At 67.7% G+C, this 15,623-nt stretch carries 14 protein-coding genes; 7 read left to right on the top strand and 7 right to left on the bottom strand.

The features are described from left to right. Positions 1–2: 2 nt before the first annotated feature. Together ACT53N_RS09620 and ACT53N_RS09615 are read right to left on the bottom strand one after the other, a co-directional pair. Positions 3–272, bottom strand: a complete 270-nt coding sequence (locus ACT53N_RS09620) for a GNAT family N-acetyltransferase (RefSeq protein WP_476063687.1) — start codon at positions 270–272, stop codon at positions 3–5. 164 nt (positions 273–436) lie between these two features. Beyond that, a complete protein-coding gene (locus ACT53N_RS09615; RefSeq protein WP_476063686.1) occupies positions 437–1,624 on the bottom strand; it encodes an acetyl-CoA C-acyltransferase in 1,188 nt (395 codons plus the stop codon). 234 nt (positions 1,625–1,858) lie between these two features. Here ACT53N_RS09615 and ACT53N_RS09610 point away from each other — a divergent pair, with 234 nt between their 5' ends. Together ACT53N_RS09610 and ACT53N_RS09605 are read left to right on the top strand one after the other, a co-directional pair. Beyond that, positions 1,859–2,362, top strand: a complete 504-nt coding sequence (locus ACT53N_RS09610; RefSeq protein WP_476063685.1) for a winged helix-turn-helix transcriptional regulator — start codon at positions 1,859–1,861, stop codon at positions 2,360–2,362. Positions 2,363–2,452: 90 nt separating this feature from the next. Further along, positions 2,453–4,486, top strand: coding sequence for a putative bifunctional diguanylate cyclase/phosphodiesterase (locus ACT53N_RS09605; protein ID WP_476063684.1), 2,034 nt, complete (start codon positions 2,453–2,455; stop codon positions 4,484–4,486). A gap of 6 nt (positions 4,487–4,492) precedes the next feature. On the opposite strand, the gene mnmA is transcribed toward ACT53N_RS09605, so the two are convergent. Genes mnmA through ACT53N_RS09580 form a run of 5 tightly spaced genes read right to left on the bottom strand, consistent with a single transcriptional unit; the run spans position 4,493 to position 10,198 of the window. Further along, positions 4,493–5,716: a tRNA 2-thiouridine(34) synthase MnmA gene (mnmA, locus tag ACT53N_RS09600; RefSeq protein WP_476063874.1), complete on the bottom strand. Its 1,224-nt coding sequence runs from the start codon at positions 5,714–5,716 to the stop codon at positions 4,493–4,495. A gap of 43 nt (positions 5,717–5,759) precedes the next feature. Continuing rightward, on the bottom strand, positions 5,760–6,998 hold the full coding sequence (locus ACT53N_RS09595) for an FAD-binding domain-containing protein (RefSeq protein ID WP_476063683.1): 1,239 nt from the start codon (positions 6,996–6,998) through the stop codon (positions 5,760–5,762). A 41-nt stretch (positions 6,999–7,039) separates the two neighbouring features. Then, on the bottom strand, positions 7,040–7,963 hold the full coding sequence (locus ACT53N_RS09590; protein ID WP_476063682.1) for a flagellin: 924 nt from the start codon (positions 7,961–7,963) through the stop codon (positions 7,040–7,042). A 3-nt stretch (positions 7,964–7,966) separates the two neighbouring features. Next, positions 7,967–10,078: a flagellar hook-associated protein FlgK gene (gene flgK, locus ACT53N_RS09585; protein ID WP_476063681.1), complete on the bottom strand. Its 2,112-nt coding sequence runs from the start codon at positions 10,076–10,078 to the stop codon at positions 7,967–7,969. Positions 10,079–10,081: 3 nt separating this feature from the next. Further along, entirely contained in the window at positions 10,082–10,198 is a 117-nt protein-coding gene (locus tag ACT53N_RS09580; RefSeq protein WP_310215278.1) for a hypothetical protein, read from the bottom strand. Positions 10,199–10,478: 280 nt separating this feature from the next. On the opposite strand from ACT53N_RS09580, the gene ACT53N_RS09575 reads away from it, so the two are divergent. The 5 genes from ACT53N_RS09575 to ACT53N_RS09555 all read left to right on the top strand — a co-directional run bounded on the left by ACT53N_RS09575 (position 10,479) and on the right by ACT53N_RS09555 (position 15,620). After that, complete coding sequence (locus ACT53N_RS09575) at positions 10,479–12,308, top strand: flagellar hook-length control protein FliK (protein WP_476063680.1); 1,830 nt, start codon at positions 10,479–10,481, stop codon at positions 12,306–12,308. A gap of 11 nt (positions 12,309–12,319) precedes the next feature. Continuing rightward, positions 12,320–13,003 (top strand): flagellar hook assembly protein FlgD, encoded by a 684-nt coding sequence (locus tag ACT53N_RS09570; RefSeq protein WP_476063679.1) that lies wholly within the window; start codon positions 12,320–12,322, stop codon positions 13,001–13,003. A gap of 146 nt (positions 13,004–13,149) precedes the next feature. Continuing rightward, complete coding sequence (gene flgE / locus ACT53N_RS09565; RefSeq protein ID WP_476063678.1) at positions 13,150–14,925, top strand: flagellar hook protein FlgE; 1,776 nt, start codon at positions 13,150–13,152, stop codon at positions 14,923–14,925. Between the two features lie 168 nt (positions 14,926–15,093). Continuing rightward, positions 15,094–15,375 (top strand): CtrA inhibitor SciP, encoded by a 282-nt coding sequence (gene sciP / locus ACT53N_RS09560; protein WP_010918787.1) that lies wholly within the window; start codon positions 15,094–15,096, stop codon positions 15,373–15,375. 20 nt (positions 15,376–15,395) lie between these two features. Continuing rightward, on the top strand, positions 15,396–15,620 hold the full coding sequence (locus tag ACT53N_RS09555; protein WP_476063677.1) for a hypothetical protein: 225 nt from the start codon (positions 15,396–15,398) through the stop codon (positions 15,618–15,620). Positions 15,621–15,623: the final 3 nt, after the last annotated feature.

The raw sequence follows: 15,623 nt of genomic DNA, 5'->3' as shown, positions 1-15,623 counted from the left end.
GGTCAGGCGATCAGGTCCGGATCGTTCCGCTTGAGCCATGCCGCCGCGTAGGAGCACAGCGGGACGATCCGCATCCCTTCCGCCCGCGCCGTTTCGGCGACCTTGGCCATCAGACGGCCCGCCGCGCCCTGGCCGCGCAGGGCCGGATCGCTCTCGACGTGCGGGATCACCAGCCGATGCCCGGACCGCTGATAGTCGGCGAAGGCCAGCAGGCCGTCGACGTCGAGCTCGTAGCGGGACAGTTCGGGGTTGTGGCGGAAGGTGTCGGTCATGGGATTTCCAACGCGTGATCAGGCCAGGATATCCAAATCCTCCCCCCCAGCGGGGGAGGTGGCGCGAAGCGCCGGAGGGGGAAGTCCTGCTGACCTTGCCGCTTCCCCCTCCGTCGCCGCTTCGCGTCGACACCTCCCCCGCTAGGGGGAGGATTGAAAGAGCCCTAGACTAGCTCGATGGCCATCGCCGTGGCTTCGCCGCCGCCGATGCACAAGCTGGCCAGGCCTTTCTTGCCGCCGCGCGACTGCAGGGCGTTGATCAGGGTGCACAGGATGCGCGCGCCCGAGGCGCCGATGGGGTGGCCCAGCGCGCAGGCGCCGCCATTGACGTTGAGCTTGTCGTCCGGGATGCCCAGCTCCTTCTGGGCGATCATGGCCACGACCGCGAAGGCCTCGTTGACCTCGAAGAGGTCGACATCGGCGACGGTCCAGCCGGCCTTCTTCAGGGCCTTCTGCATGGCCGGCACCGGGGCGGTGGTGAAGAGGCCCGGCTCATGGGCGTGGGCGGCGTGGCTGACCACCTTGGCGACGATCGGCAGGCCCAGCGCCTTGGCGACGCTCTCACGGGTCATGACCAGGGCCGCGGCGCCGTCGCTGATCGAGCTGGAGTTGGCCGCCGTGATGCCGCCGTCGCGGCTGAAGGCCGGACGTAGCGTCGGGATCTTGGCCGGATCGGCCTTGCCAGGCTGCTCGTCGGTGTCGACCACCTCGGTTCCCTTGCGGGTGACGACGCTGACGGGCGTGATCTCGGCCTTGAACGCGCCGCTTTCGACGGCGGTCTTGGCCTTCATCAGGCCCTTGGTGGCGTAGTCGTCCATGGCCTCGCGGGTGAACTGGTAGGTCTGGGCGCTGTCCTCGGCGAAGGCGCCCATCAGCTTGCCGGGGGTGTAGGCGTCTTCCAGGCCGTCCAGGTACATGGAGTCCCACATCTGGTCGTGGCCGATGCGGGCGCCGGCCCGGTGCTTGGACATCAGGTAGGGGGCGCCGGTCATGCTCTCCATGCCGCCGGCCACGACGACGTCGACGCTGCCCGCCGCCAGGGCGTCGTGGGCCATGATCGCGGCCTGCATGCCGCTGCCGCACATCTTGTTGACCGTGGTCGCCTCGACCGAGAGCGGCAGGCCCGCGCCCAGCGCGGCCTGACGGGCCGGCGCCTGGCCAAGACCGGCGGGCAGCACGCAGCCCATGATGATCTGCTCGACCTTGTCGCCCGCGACGCCGGCCCGCTCGATCGCCGCCTTGACCGCCGTGGCGCCCAACTCCGTCGCCTTGACCCCGCCCAGGGCGCCCTGGAAGCCGCCCATCGGCGTGCGCGCATACGAGACGATGACGACGGGATCAGCGGCGGACATGGATCAAGCTCCCTTGAGATATTTCGGGGTGGGATAGGCCCTCATCGCGCCTGTCCGTGCAAGAGGGTTGCGGAAACGTGATGCGAAAGGGGCGAGCGGCGCCGCCGAAAAAACGCGCCGCTCGCCAGTTGGCAATGAACCGAGAGAGTCAATTGCGAAAAAAAACCTATGCCGGTTCATCTTCAAACGCAACGCTCTCTTGCTTTCCCTCGCGGAACGCCGCAACCTCGCCATATGGGCCGCACAGCTGACTATACCAACGAACGTTGCTCGGTCGCCGCCACCCTCGAGGTCGTCGGCGACCCGTGGACTCTGCTGATCCTGCGCGACGCCTTCGCAGGGGTGAAGCGCTTCGAGCAATGGCAGGAGCGTCTGGGCGTCGCCCGCAACGTCCTGGCCGCCCGGCTGAAGACGCTGGTGAGCCACGGCGTGATGGAGACGCGGCGTTATTCGGAACGCCCGCCGCGCCATGAGTACTGGCTGACCGAAAAGGGTCTGGCCCTGTCGCCGGTGCTGCTGACCATGGCCGAGTGGGGCGACCGCCACGTCTATGGCCGGGACAAGTCGCCGGTGCTGTTCCGGCACAAGACCTGCGGCTGCGCCTTCCATCCGGTGCTGGCCTGCGAGGCGTGCGGCCAGGTCGTCGACCGGCGGGATATCGAACGGGCCGGCCCTCAGGACCTCACCGCGCCCACCGTCGGCGAGGCGCTGGACGCGGTGAAGATCGCCGCCGAATAGGCAAGGACGGAACCTCCGCGACAATCCGCCACACCCTGTACGCTGGCCGCGTTCGGGAAGGCTTCACCGTTCTCTGAACACGGTTTGGGCATGTTCGGCGCCTCACCCCTGTCTCTACGGATCAAGAGTCTTTTCGCCATTCGACGGGATCAGCCCGAGCTGGTGATCGCCCAGGCGCGGGCGCTCTCCTGGCAGGTTCCTCTGATGTACGTGGTGGTGCTGGGCAACGCCTACGCGCTGGCGGCCACCCACCTGCACGTAGCGCCGCTGTGGCAGACCATCGGCCTGCCGATCGCCCTGACCCTGGCTTGCGCGGTCCGGAGCGTCGACTGGCTGAAGATCGGCGGCAAGGACGTGGATCCCGATCAGGCCGCCCGGATGCTCACCAGCACGCTGAAGACCTCGGGTCTGCTGGCGGCGCTGTTCGCGGGCTGGTCGCTGTCCTTGTACCCGTACGGGAACGCCTATCAGCAGTCCCACATCGCCTTCTACATGGCCATCACGGTCATCGCCTGCATCTTCTGCCTGATGCATCTCCGCGGCGCGGCGATCCTGGTGACCACCGTGGTGCTGGGCTCGATGGTCGCCTTCTTCGCCACCACCGGCCAGCCGGTGTTCGAGGCGATCGCCGTCAATATCGTCGTCGTCTCGGCGGTGATGATCGTCATCCTGCTGACCCAGTACAGCGAGTTCGCCGACCTCGTTCGCTCGCGCGTGACCCTGACCCAGAAGGCCGAGGAGGCCCGGCGGCTGAGCGACGAGAACGATCGCCTGGCCAATCTGGACAGCCTGACCGACCTGCCCAACCGCCGCCGCTACTTCGCCGAGCTGGACGCCCGCGTCGAGACCGCGCGCGAGCGTGGCGAGCGTTTCGTGGTCGGGGTCATCGACCTGGACGACTTCAAGCCGATCAACGACGCTTTTGGCCACGCCACTGGTGATCGCCTGCTGATCGAGGTGGGCCGTCGCCTGAAGGCGTTCGACGGGCCGCCGATCCTGGCTGCGCGCCTGGGCGGCGACGAGTTTGGCCTAATCATCGACGCGGCCCTTGAGGGCGACGCCCTGCGCGCGCTGGGCCGTGAGCTGTGCGCGGCCCTGAACGCCACCTACGATCTGCGCGGCGTGCGCGCCCAGGTCGGCGCCTCGATCGGCTTTTGCCCGTTCCCCTGCGGCGGCGAGACCAGCGAGCAGCTGTTCGAACGCGCCGACTACGCCCTCTACCACGCCAAGCAGAGCATCAAGGGCACGGCCGTGGTGTTCGACGAGCGCCACGAGGCGGCGATCCGCGACATGGCGGTGGTCGAGCATTCCCTGCGCCACGCCGATCTCGACAAGGAGATGAGCGTCCATTTCCAGCCGCTGGTCGACATCGTGGCCCAGCGCACCGTCGCGCTGGAAGCGCTGGCTCGCTGGACCAGCCCCGAGATCGGCCCGATCCGTCCCGATGTCTTCATCCGCGCCGCCGAGCGTTCAGGCCAGATCGTCGAGATCACCCGCCTGCTGGTCGCCAAGGCCCTGCGCGAGATGCGCGCCTGGCCGATGGACGTGCGGGTGTCGATCAACCTGTCGGCCCGCGACATCGCCTCGATGGAGAACGTCGAGCGGCTTCTCGATATCGTCCGTGAAAGCTGCATCGCGCCGCACAGGATCGATTTCGAGATCACCGAGACGGCCATCGTCTGCGACTTTGACCAGGCCCGCGACGCCCTGGCCGCCTTTCACGCGCTCGGGGTTCGCACGGCGCTGGATGACTTCGGCACCGGCCATTCCAGCCTCAGCCACCTGCGGCTGCTGCCGCTGGACAAGCTGAAGATCGACGCCAGCTTTGTCTCGGACATCGAGCATAATCCCGCCAGCGAGGACATCGTCCGCACCGTGCTGCAGCTGGGTCGAAACCTGCGCATGGAGTGCGTGGTCGAGGGCGTCGAGACCGAGGTCCAGCGCGACCGCGTGGCCGCGCTGGGGGCGACGGTCATGCAGGGCTACCACTTCGCGCGGCCCATGCCGGCGGAGGCCGTGCCGGACTATCTGAGCGGCGAAGCCGTCTCCGCCGCCCGTCGTCGGCGCCAGCGCGGCGCTGGTGACGCCGACTGGGGCGGCGACTTCTGTCGCGAAGCCGGCTGAGGCCGATCAGGCCGTCGCCAGGTCCATCGTCCGGGTCGTGCCGGCGATGAAACCGCCGCCCAGAACCCGATCCGGATCGGCGGGGTCGTAGAGCACGCAGGCCTGACCGGGCGCGACGCCTTCCTCGGCGCCGTCGAACACGACCGAAAGCGCGCCGTCGACCAAAGCCAGGCGCCCGGGAACCGGCTCGCGGGTCGAGCGCACGCGGGCCAGCACCCGCTGGCCGTCCTCGGCGGCGGCCTCCAGGCTGTCCTGACCGCCCAGCCAGCTTCCCTCTTTCAAGGTCAGGGACGCGGTCAGCAGCGCCTCACGCGGGCCGACGATCACCTGGCGCTTGTCGGCGTCGATCCTGACCACGAACAGCGGATCGCCGACGGCGATGTTCAGACCGCGGCGCTGGCCGATGGTGTAGCGGGTTACGCCCTCGTGGCGGCCCAGCACCCGGCCATCCAGATGCACGATGTCGCCCGCTTCCGCGCCCTGCGGCCGGATGCGGTCGATGACGGTGGTGTACTTGCCCTCGGGCACGAAGCAGATGTCCTGGCTATCGGGCTTGTCGGCGATGGACAGGCCAAGACCCGCCGCCACGGCGCGCACGGTCGGCTTGTCCATGCCGCCCAGCGGGAAGCGCAGGAAGTCCAGCTGCTCGCGCGTGGTGGCGAACAGGAAATAGCTCTGGTCCTTGGCTGGATCAGCGGCGCGGCGCAGTTGCGGACGGTTGCCGCCATTGGCCGGCATGGCCCGCTGCACATAGTGGCCGGTGGCCATCGCCTCGGCGCCGAGGTCACGGGCCACGTCCAGCAGATCGCGGAACTTGACCGTCTGGTTGCAACGCACGCACGGGATCGGCGTCTCGCCGCGCAGATAGGCGTCGGCGAAGTCCTCGATGACCTGCTCGCGGAAGCGGCTCTCGTAGTCGAGCACATAGTGCGGGATGCCGATCCGCTCGGCGGCCATGCGGGCGTCCAGGATATCCTGGCCGGCGCAGCAGGCGCCCTTGCGCGAGATCGCCGCGCCGTGGTCGTAGAGCTGCAGGGTCACCCCGACGACGTCATAGCCGGCGCGGGCCAGCAGGGCTGCGGTCACGGTGGAGTCGACGCCGCCCGACATCGCCGCAACGATCCGCGTTCCCTCGGGCAGGCCGACAGCGGCGCGCGCCTGTTCGACCGCGCGCGCGATCAGCGTGTCGGGGTCGGAAGCGGGGGTCGTGTCGGTCGTCGCCAAGTCCATCGCCGCCATATAGCGGCTCGACCCGGATTTTGCGAGGCGAGGGCTAGAGCAGGGCGGGTTGGGCGTTTGGCCGCAGGTCCAGCTGGTCCAGCAGCCGCGGGATCCGCTTCTTGAGGCCAAAGAAGCCGCCGCGACCCTGCGGCCAGGTCAGGGCGTCGTAGCGACGAGCCAGGCGCTTTAGGGGCAGGCCCCGCGCGGCCAGTTGCGACGCCAGGGCTTCCAGCCGATCGCGGGTCGGTCCGACAGGCGCGTAGGCGGTGACGACCGTGCTGACCCTGGCGGCCAAGGCGGCCTGCGCCAGGGCCTCGGCGTCGAGCGGCCCACGATCGACCGGTGTGCCAGGAAAGGCCTGCCGGGCCCGTGTGGCGGCGTCGTCGAGCGCCGCGCTCGCGAAGGCCTGGACAAGGTCGGAGCGGGCGTGACCCTCCATCTCTACGGCGTCTACGACCTGGATCGCCGCTACGGCCGCGCCCGGGGGCAGCAGGCTCTCGGGGTGCAGGTCCTCCTCGGTGACCAGCAGCAGGATCGGTCCCCCAGGAAGGGCCAGATCGAGCGCGGGCGACGCCCAGGGCTGGGCGAACGGCGGCTCCTCCAGGGGCGGGGCGTCGCTCGCCAGGCCCTTGGGCTGGAAGCGGCCGTCGGTGTAGCGGGCGATGTTGTCGGCCCGCGCCAGATAGGTCTTGCCCGGCGTGTGCAGGCCCACGACCCAGCGCCACGACAGCGTGTTGGCGGCCGGATCGCCGTCCAGCAGCCGCGCGAACATGAACGCCGCGCCCAGCGCCCACGGCAGGCTAAGGGTGTGGGTCCAGATCGAGGCGAACCACATGCGGGCGTGGTTGTGCAGATAGCCCGTGGCCTCCAGTTCCGCGACCCAGGCGTCGAAGGCGTCGATCCCGGTCCGGCCCGCGACGGCGTCGGCGTGGCGGCGGGCGAGGGCGGGGTCGTGGTCCAGCGCCGCCTGGCCCTGGACGAGCGCGGTCTGATAGCGGGCCCAGATCTCCGCTTGGCCCTCCAGCCGGCCCTTGAAATGGGCGCGCCAGAACACCTCGTCGACGAACTTCTCGGCGGCGGCCTCGTCGTGTCGGGCCAGAACGCGGGTCAGCACCTCGCGCTCGGTGACCATCCGTCGACGCAGATAGGGCGACAGGCCAGATACCGTGGGCGTCGCGACCGCGTGGTTGCGCCGGGCGGCGTAGGCGCGGCCGGCGTGCGGCAGGAAGGCGTCCAGGCGGGCGAGGCCGGCGGCGCGCGTGGCGGGCCAGGTCGAGAACAGCAAGCTCATGCCTGCGCTTACGGCCAAGCCGGACGCGCGGATGGACGGGCTTACTTCAGAACGTTCAGCAGCGAGGAGGCCTGCAGGCTTGTGAACACCTGAGCCGAGGCCTGAACCGCCAGCTTGGCGGCCTCCAGGCGGGTGACGGCCTCGGCCATGTCCACGTCGACAATGCCGCCGACCATGGTGGTCAGGGTGTCGGCCTGGTTGGAGAGATCGGTCTCCGCCGCCTCGAAGCGCTTCTGGTTGACGCCGTTCTTGCCCTGGATGTCGACCACCGTCTTGTAGGCCGCGTCGAAGGTGGGCAGCAGGCCCTTGAGGAAGTTGACCTGGGTGTCGTTGAGGTTGCCCGTAAACGGGCCGTTGGCGTCGATATAGGCCTGGACCTGCTTGAAGGCGTCGAAGGTGCCCGTGGCCAGGGCGTCGCCCAGCACGCCGGTCTTGGCGTTGGTCTGCTCATCGACCCGGTTGGTGGTGATGTACTGGTCGTTCTGGAACAGCGACGCCGTCGAGGGCGCCAGGGTCAGGTCCGCCATGGTGGTGGCGGTGGTGGTTGGGGTCTGGGTCTGGGCGCCGGAGAAGACGTAGAGCCCGTTCGACTTGGTGTTGACGCCCTGGACCACTTCGCTGAACGCCGCCTGCAACTGCTGCATCAGGGTGGTGGCGTTGCCGGCGGCCAGCGAGTTGGCGATGGCTTCGCGCGCGTCCTTGGTGGCGTCGGCCACCCGGCCGATGCCGGTGTTCTGCATATCCAGCCGGTTGTTGACCAGCTTGGTCTGATCGAGCAGGCCCTCGATCTTGGTCTGGGCGCTGCGCATTGCGGTCAGCACCTCGGCGTTCTTGGCGTAGCCGCGCAGATCGGTGGCGACCTTCTGGCTGGCCACCTGGGCGCCCACGTCATTCTGGCGGATCTGCGCCTTCATGAGGTTGGACGTCATGATGTTGTAGTTCTGAACGGTCGAGACGCGGGTCATGGCTTACCCTAGGATTCCGGTGAGCACGTCGAACATGTCCTTGGTCGCCTGGATCAGGCGGGCCGAGGCGTTGAAGGCTTGCTGGTAGGTGGTCAGGTTGATCAGTTCTTCGTCCAGGTTCACGCCCTCTTCGGACTGACGCTGGCTGTCGACTTCGCTGGAAACCGCGGCGGCGGCGTCCTTGCGGCTTTCGGCGGTGGCGGCCTTGCGGGCGATGGACCCCCCGAAGTCGGCGGCGTAGCGCGCCACCGTCATGGTCACCGAGGCGGCGCTGCCCGCGACGCCGAACGTCGCGGTGCTCTCGCCGGCGTTGGCCAGGGCCAGCGCGCCGCGACCGTCGCCGATCGCCAGGGCCGCATTGCCGCCCACCGCCTGGGTCAGGTCCAGCTTGGCGAAAGGCAGAAGCTTGGGGTTCTGGTCCATCGCCGTGTTGAGGAAGAACTTCTCGCCGCGCGTGCTGCGTTCGGCGGGGCCGATCCCGAACAACTGGCTGGCCGATGGGCCGCCGGCGCCGCGTTCGGTGCTGTCGTCGACGATCGACATCGTCACGGGCGTGTTCGTGTTCGATATGAAGCTGATCTGGCCCCGAGCGTTCATCGAGAACTGGCCATAGAGGCCGACCCCGGACGCGCGAGAGTTCAGCGCGTCGAGCATGTTCTGCATCGTGCCGCCCACGGGGGGCGTGAAGGGGATGTCGCGGATGCGGCCGCCCTCGACGTCGGTCAGGCGGATCGTCATCTCGCCGGCCGTGAACCCGTGCGGGTCCGTCGCCGTCAGGCCCGTCTCGTAGGGCGAATAGCCGCTGGTGCGGACGATGTCGTTGAGGCCGAAATAGTGGCTGAAGCCCTTGCCGGCCTTGTTGGAGGGGGTGGTGGCGTCATCGGCGATCGCCACGCCCAGGCCGCCGACGCCATTGATGCTCAACGCGCCGTTCGAAAAGCCCGCCGCCCCCTGACCGCCCAGGGCGGTGTTCAGCTGGGTGATGAAGTTAGCCGGGGTGAAGGCCGGACCGGCCGCGCCGTTCACCGTCATCGTGCCGGCGGTGAAATCGATGTCGATCCGGCGCTGGATCACGCCGCTCGCATTCGTGAGCGCGATCGTGGTCTTGCCCGTGAAGCCGGTCATGGCCGCCTGGGCGTCGAGCCCGGTGTCGCGGCCCGAAAGGCTGGTGGGCGCCGGCACCGACGAGGCGGCGTTGGCCGCCCGGTTGATCTCTTCGGTGGCGCGCGAGGTGAACTCGCCCAGCTGGTCGGACAGGTTGACCAGATCGATGTTGCGCACGTCCATCAGGCCGCGGATCTCGCCGCTCGAGATGTTCAGCGGGACCGGATAGTCCGAGCCATTGGCGAGCTGCACCGTCAGGAAACCCGTGGCGGTGGCCGAGGTCTGGTAGGTCACCTTCGCCGCGCCGTCGCCGGCCAGGTTCAGGCCTTCGGTTGAACGCACCACGATCCCGCCCAGCGTGCGTGGCGAGATCTGCACGTTCATCAGCGTGGACAGCTCATCGACCAGCTTGCTCTGAACGTTCTCGGCGCCCGTGGCGTCGGCGCCCGCCACCTTGGCGCGCGTGATGTCGGTGTTCAGTGCGTCGATCTGGCTGAGCAGGTCATTGACCCGACCGACGTCGGCGGCGATCCGCGTATCGGCGTCCTTGCCCAGCTTCGACAGCGAGGCGGTGATGCGGCTAGACTCGCTGAGGAAGTCGTCCAGCCGGGTCAGGGCCTGGGTGCGCAGCAGGCTGGAGGAGGGATCGTCCTGCGCCGAGGAGAACGCGGCGTAGACGTCGTCCAGCACAGTGAAGAAGCTCGTCGAGCCGCTGGGGTCGCCAAACAGCTGCTGGGCGCTGTTGAGCGTGCTGGCGACGATCGAGGCGCGGCCGCTTTCCGAGGCGGCGTTCAGGCTGGCCGACTGCAGGAAGTTGTCGGTCGCGCGCTTGATGGCGTCGATACTGACGCCCACACCCATGCCGTTGGACAGCATGTTCGACTGGCTGACCGTCTTGCGGACGTAGCCAGTGGTGTTGACGTTGGCGATGTTGTCCGACGTGACGCGCAGACCCGTCTGCGAGGCCATCATGCCGGACGTCGCCGTGCTCATGATCGCATTGAGCGACATGGATCAGGCCTCCTTCGGCTCGGCAAACCGCGCAACGCACGACGCGCCCTTGCCCGGCGAAACTTGCCGGGTCGCGGTGGGGCATGATCCCCGATGATGTGCCAAGCCATTGAAATTCATGGCGATATGTTCCGCCGGTCGGAAATTCGACGAGAGGTCTTCCGCAAGGACGGCGCCAACCCGGGGCGTGGCGGGGCGACGCGGCAACTCCCGTCCCTCACAGTCCTTCGAACTCGGCAAAAAGCGCCGCATCCGGCGCTATTTTTCTTCGTAAACAAGCCATTAAAGTCATTTATAACAGAGGCTTAGGGGGTGTTTTCCAAGTTGGCCCGACCGTTGCTGAGGGAGGCGGCGAAGACGTGTCCGTCATGGGCCGTCGCCAACCGAGCAACGACTGCGCATGACCGCGATCGCCGCACCCACCGCCGCTCTTCCAGCCGCGCCGACCCCGGCCGCTGGCGGCAAGGCGTCCGCCGACGGCTTCGACGCCCTGCTGGCCATCGCCGGCCAGTCGGACGACACTCCGGCTCCGCGTCCCGCGCCCCGCCGCGCTGAGGCCAAGAGCGATGACCGCGACGCGGATCGTGAGGTGAAAGCCGCTGAAAGACCCGCCCGGACTGAGGCGCGCGCCGACGCCAAGGCCGTCGAGCGGCAGGAGGAGCCTCGCGCCGACGCTGAAGACGCCATGGCGGCGCCCCTAGACGCCAAGGCCAGCGATGATGCGGCCGCCGACATGGCCTCCAGCGCCAAGGCCGAAACCTCCGAGACGGGCGCCGAGACTCCGGTCGAGATCGACTCGGCTCTGGCCTCGGCCCAGGCCGCTGCGATGTTGATCGCCGCCATGGCCGCCGAGCCGGCGACGACCACGCCGGTCGATGTCCCGGCTGATCAGGCTCCAGCGATCGCCGCCGCCGCTGCTAGCGACGCCTCGGCGTTCGCCGCCGCTGTCGAGGTCGCGGGAGAGGATCTGGTCGTCGCGCCGCAGGGGACGACGGATCAGGCGCCCGAGGCCGCTGGCGCGACCTCGCCCCAGGCTGCGCCTGCGCCGACGACCGCCGTCGTCGGCGAACAAGCACTGGACGCCTCTGCGCTCGAGGCCATGACCCTTTTGGCCGGGGAGGCTGAGACGTCTGTCAGCGCCGTGGACCCGGCCACGCCTCAGGCCGCCACGCCTACGCCCGCCGAGGTCGCCGCGCCCGCCTTATCGACCGCACAAGCCGCGTCGACCAGGACCACTGAGGCGACCGCCGCCGCCGTCGTTGCGCAGGCCCCGAGCGCCCCGCCCGCTCCGGTCGCCGCCCCGGCGCTGGTCGCCACGCCGGCGGAGCAGCCCTCCGCGCCAGTGGAGGCCGCGAGCGCCACGGAGGCCGCTCCGGTAGCGATTGCCGCCAACACGGACACCGTCGAGGTCCCGCCCACCGTGACGTCGGGCGTCGCGACCATCGCTGCGAAGTCGGTCGAAGCGCCCTCAGGCCAGGCCGCGCCGTCCGGCGCTCCTGAAGCGGTCGTGACCGCAGAATCGGCCGAGACCGCTCAAGCGGTGACCGCCGTCGCGTCCAACGCCACGGGCGGTGGCGATACGAGCGCCAACAACGAGGCCAACGACCAAGCCAACAGCTTTGAGGCTCCTGCCAGCGCCACGGTCACTGTGGATGCTTCGGTCGCCGGCGCGTCGAGCCCCGAAGTTGCGCCGACCGCGACCGCCGCGCCGCCGGTCCAGATGCAGGCGGCTAACACCGCTACGCCCGCCGCCGCGCCGGCCCCAGTGCGCGGTTCGCCCGAGACGGTCGCGGCGTTGTCAGCCGAGATCCTCAAGAAAGCCGACGCCAAGACCACGCGCTTCGACGTGGCCTTGACCCCGGACGGCTTGGGCAAGGTCGACGTGCGGATCGAGATCGCCCGCGACGGCGCCCTGACCGCCTCGATGCGCTTCGACACCGTGCATGCTGCTCAGGAGCTGCGCGGCAAGGCCAATGAGCTGCGCCAGGCGCTGTCCGACGCCGGCTTCAACGTCGCCGACAACGCCCTGAGCTTCGACGTCTCCAGCCAGGGCGGCCAAAGCCAGAACCCGTTCTTCGCCTTCGAAGGCTGGGGCGACCAGGGACAGCGCGCCTTCTCGGGCCGCGCCTTCCAGGCCGCGCTGACCGGCGAAGAAGACATCACCATCACCCCTGAACTGCTGCCCGGCCTGAAGACGGTCGCCGACAGCGGTCTCGACATCCGGATCTAGGAGAGACCGACATGGCCACCGCCGTCTCGTCACAAAACACCGCGTCGGTCCTCGACAAGATCAACAACTCGCGCACGTCGCTGGCGACCAACAAGGAGACCTTCCTGCAGCTGCTGACCACGCAGCTGAAGAACCAGGATCCTCTGTCACCGACCGACACCACCCAGATGACCCAGCAGATCACGCAGATGACCGGTGTGGAGCAGCAGCTCGTCACCAATGATCTGCTGGCCGCTCTGGTCGGCATGAACACCGGCACGGGCCTCTCCGAAGGGGTGGCGATGATCGGCAAGCAGGTTTCGGCGATCAGCGACACCTCGACCCTGAAGAACGGCGCGGCGACCTTCTCCTGGACCCAGCCCAGCGCCTCGGCGTCGCTGAAGGTCGAGATCAAGAACCCGGCCGGCAAGGTGGTTCGCACCCTGACGCCGGATGACCAGAAGAGCGGCGACCACATCATCACCTGGGATGGCAAGGACGACAGCGGCGCCCAGCTGCCTGACGGCGGTGTCTACGGCATCGTCGTGACGGCCAAGACCGGTGACGGCGCCGAAATCAAGGCGACCAACATCAAGGGTCGCACCGAGGGCGTCGTGACCGCCGTCGACAACGCCACCGGTCAGCCGATGGTCGTCGTCGATGGCAAGACCATCCCCGTCGACAACGTCGTCGGCATCAAGGCGGCCGCCGCCTAGAGCACCCAACCAGGCCGAGGCGGCCTGAACCCCCATCGACCGGGCGTCAGAAAGACGCCGACGCGGTCCCCGGAAGACGGTCTTCCTGCGGATCCAAACGCAAACAGCGCTGAACCCTCGTCCCCCCTTTTTGTAGGAATTCAGTCATGAGCATCAACAGCGCCATGCTCGCCGGCGTTTCCGGTCTGGTCGCCAACTCGTCGGCCCTGGCCGCGATCTCGGACAACATCGCCAACGTCAACACGGTCGGCTTCAAGCGTTCGACCTCGAACTTTTCGACGCTGGTCACGTCCGGCAACAAGAACCAGACCTATAGCGCCGGCGGCGTGAAGGCCCAGACGCACCAGTTCATCAGCCAGCAAGGCTTGACCCAGTCGACGACCTCGAACCTGGATATTTCGATCTCGGGCGCGGGCTTCTTCGTCACCACGGAAAAGCCGGAGAACCTGACGGCCGCCGACACGCGCTCGTTCACGCGCGCTGGCTCGTTCCAGCTCGACAGCCTCGGCTATCTGCGCAACGACGCAGGTCTCTATCTGCAGGGCTGGCTGGCCGACCCGGTCAGCGGCCTTATCACGCCCGACCCGTCCGACCTGACGCAGCTGGCGTCGATCAACGTCGGCAGCGTTGGCGGTACGGCCGAGAAGACCACCCGCGTCGGCGTCAACGCGAACCTGCGCTCCGAGCAGCCTGTGGCGGCGGCCGTGTCGTTCAAGGTCGGTACTGCGGGGTCGCCGTCGAAGACCAATGTCGTCGACTCGGCCGGTACGTCCCACAACTACGATGTCATCTACAGCTCGACCGGCGTCGCCAATCCGGTTGGCGGCAACAACGAGTACCTGGTCGACATCAAGGAAAACGGCGTGATCATCGCCACCGGTAAGGTGGCCTACAACGCAGGCACGAATGAGATCGTCAGCTCGACGATCGACTACAAGGGCGCCTCGCCGGTGGCCGGCTCGACCACCACCACCCGGATCAACGCCGCAGGCGACACGATCAACCTGGAGGACTTGGGCATCATCGACGCCGCCGGCGCCGACGACGCCGAGGTCGTGGCGGGCAAGCTTTATGACCCGTCGACCTGGTCGATGTCGGACTACGCCAAGGACAACAGCAAGGGCGTCAAGCCGGACTTCGAAGTCCAGATCCCGCTTTCGGACTCCAAGGGCGGTCAGCGCACCGTGACGCTTTCGCTGCTCAAGGGGCCCGGTCCGAACCAGTGGTACGCCGAGCTGCGCGCCAAGCCGGGCGACCTGGCGAACAACGGCAACGGCCAGATCAGCACGGGCATCATCGAGTTCACCACGGACGGCAAGCTCAAGAACACCGGCGGACTGTTCGGCAATACGGTTCCAACAGCGATCACGATCAAGAGCTCGGGCTATGTCGCGCCGGCCGTTGTGCCGCCTGCGGTGCAACCGCCCGCGCCGCCCACCTGGGCCGACGCCTTGGGCATTGACGAGCAGGAGGTTCAGATCGATCTCGCCAGCGCCGCCGGCGGTCTGACCCAGTACAACAGCCAGTCGGTGGTCCAGTCGGTCAACACCAACGGTACGGCCTTTGGCAACCTGACCAATATCGAGGTCGACGAGGACGGTTATGTCTCGGCCATCTTCGACAACGGCGTCACCCGCCGGATCGCCCAGGTCGCCATCGCCACCTTCTCGAACCCGAACGGTCTGAAGGGCGTCAACGGCAATGCTTATCGCGTCACCAACGAGAGCGGCACCTACAGCCTGAAGGCTCCGTCGCAAGGCGGCGCCGGCGCTCTGGCCCCCTCTACCCTTGAAGCCTCGACCGTTGACCTGTCGCAGGAGTTCACTGGCCTGATCACTACTCAGCGCGCCTACTCGGCTTCGTCGAAGATCATCACGACCGCCGATCAGATGCTTGAGGAACTCTTGAATATTAAGCGCTGATCATAGAGCTTAACATTCTTTAATTCTTGTGTTTCACACTGAGACACTACGGACTGCTAAGGAGCCATCTTGTTTAGGCCTTTCTTTACTATTGGAATTAAGCCGCTGTTATTAGGCGGCGCCTATAGTGGCCTTCAACAGTGATGGTTGTGGGAAAGGCGTAAAGCCATGTTGCAGCAGCAGCGCACCAACAGCCGGGGTGAAAAGTACGTCATCGGTCCGACCGGTGCGCCTCTCACTCTGGCGGATTTGCCGCCCGCGGAGACCCAGCGTTGGGTTATCCGTCGGAAGGCCGAGGTCGTGGCCGCCGTTCGCGGGGGTCTGCTCTCGCTCGACGAGGCGTGCGATCGTTACAAGCTGACGAACGACGAGTTCCTCAGCTGGCAGCAGTCGATCGATCGGCACGGCCTGGCGGGCCTGCGGACCACCCGGATCCAGCAGTACCGTTAAGACGGGCGGGGTGTGTTGATGTGACCGCCCTTCCTCGCCTCGAAAACCCCAAGGGCCATACGCCGCAAGGGTTTGACGACGTTCAGCGGCCGCGCCCGAAAGGGCGCGGCCGCGACGTTTTGGCGCCTGCGGAACGCGCGGCGGCCGGCAGATATAAACGCCTCGTTTACCTTGTACTGGGTAAATCCTGCCTACCGACGAGCGCTTCGTATGCGTTTGGCGGGCTTCCCCTCGGGGATTGTTGACGC

The organism is Caulobacter sp. DMC95, from assembly GCF_056313785.1.
Note: the sequence above shows the minus strand (reverse complement) of the source record. Positions and strands in the feature narration are given on the sequence as shown.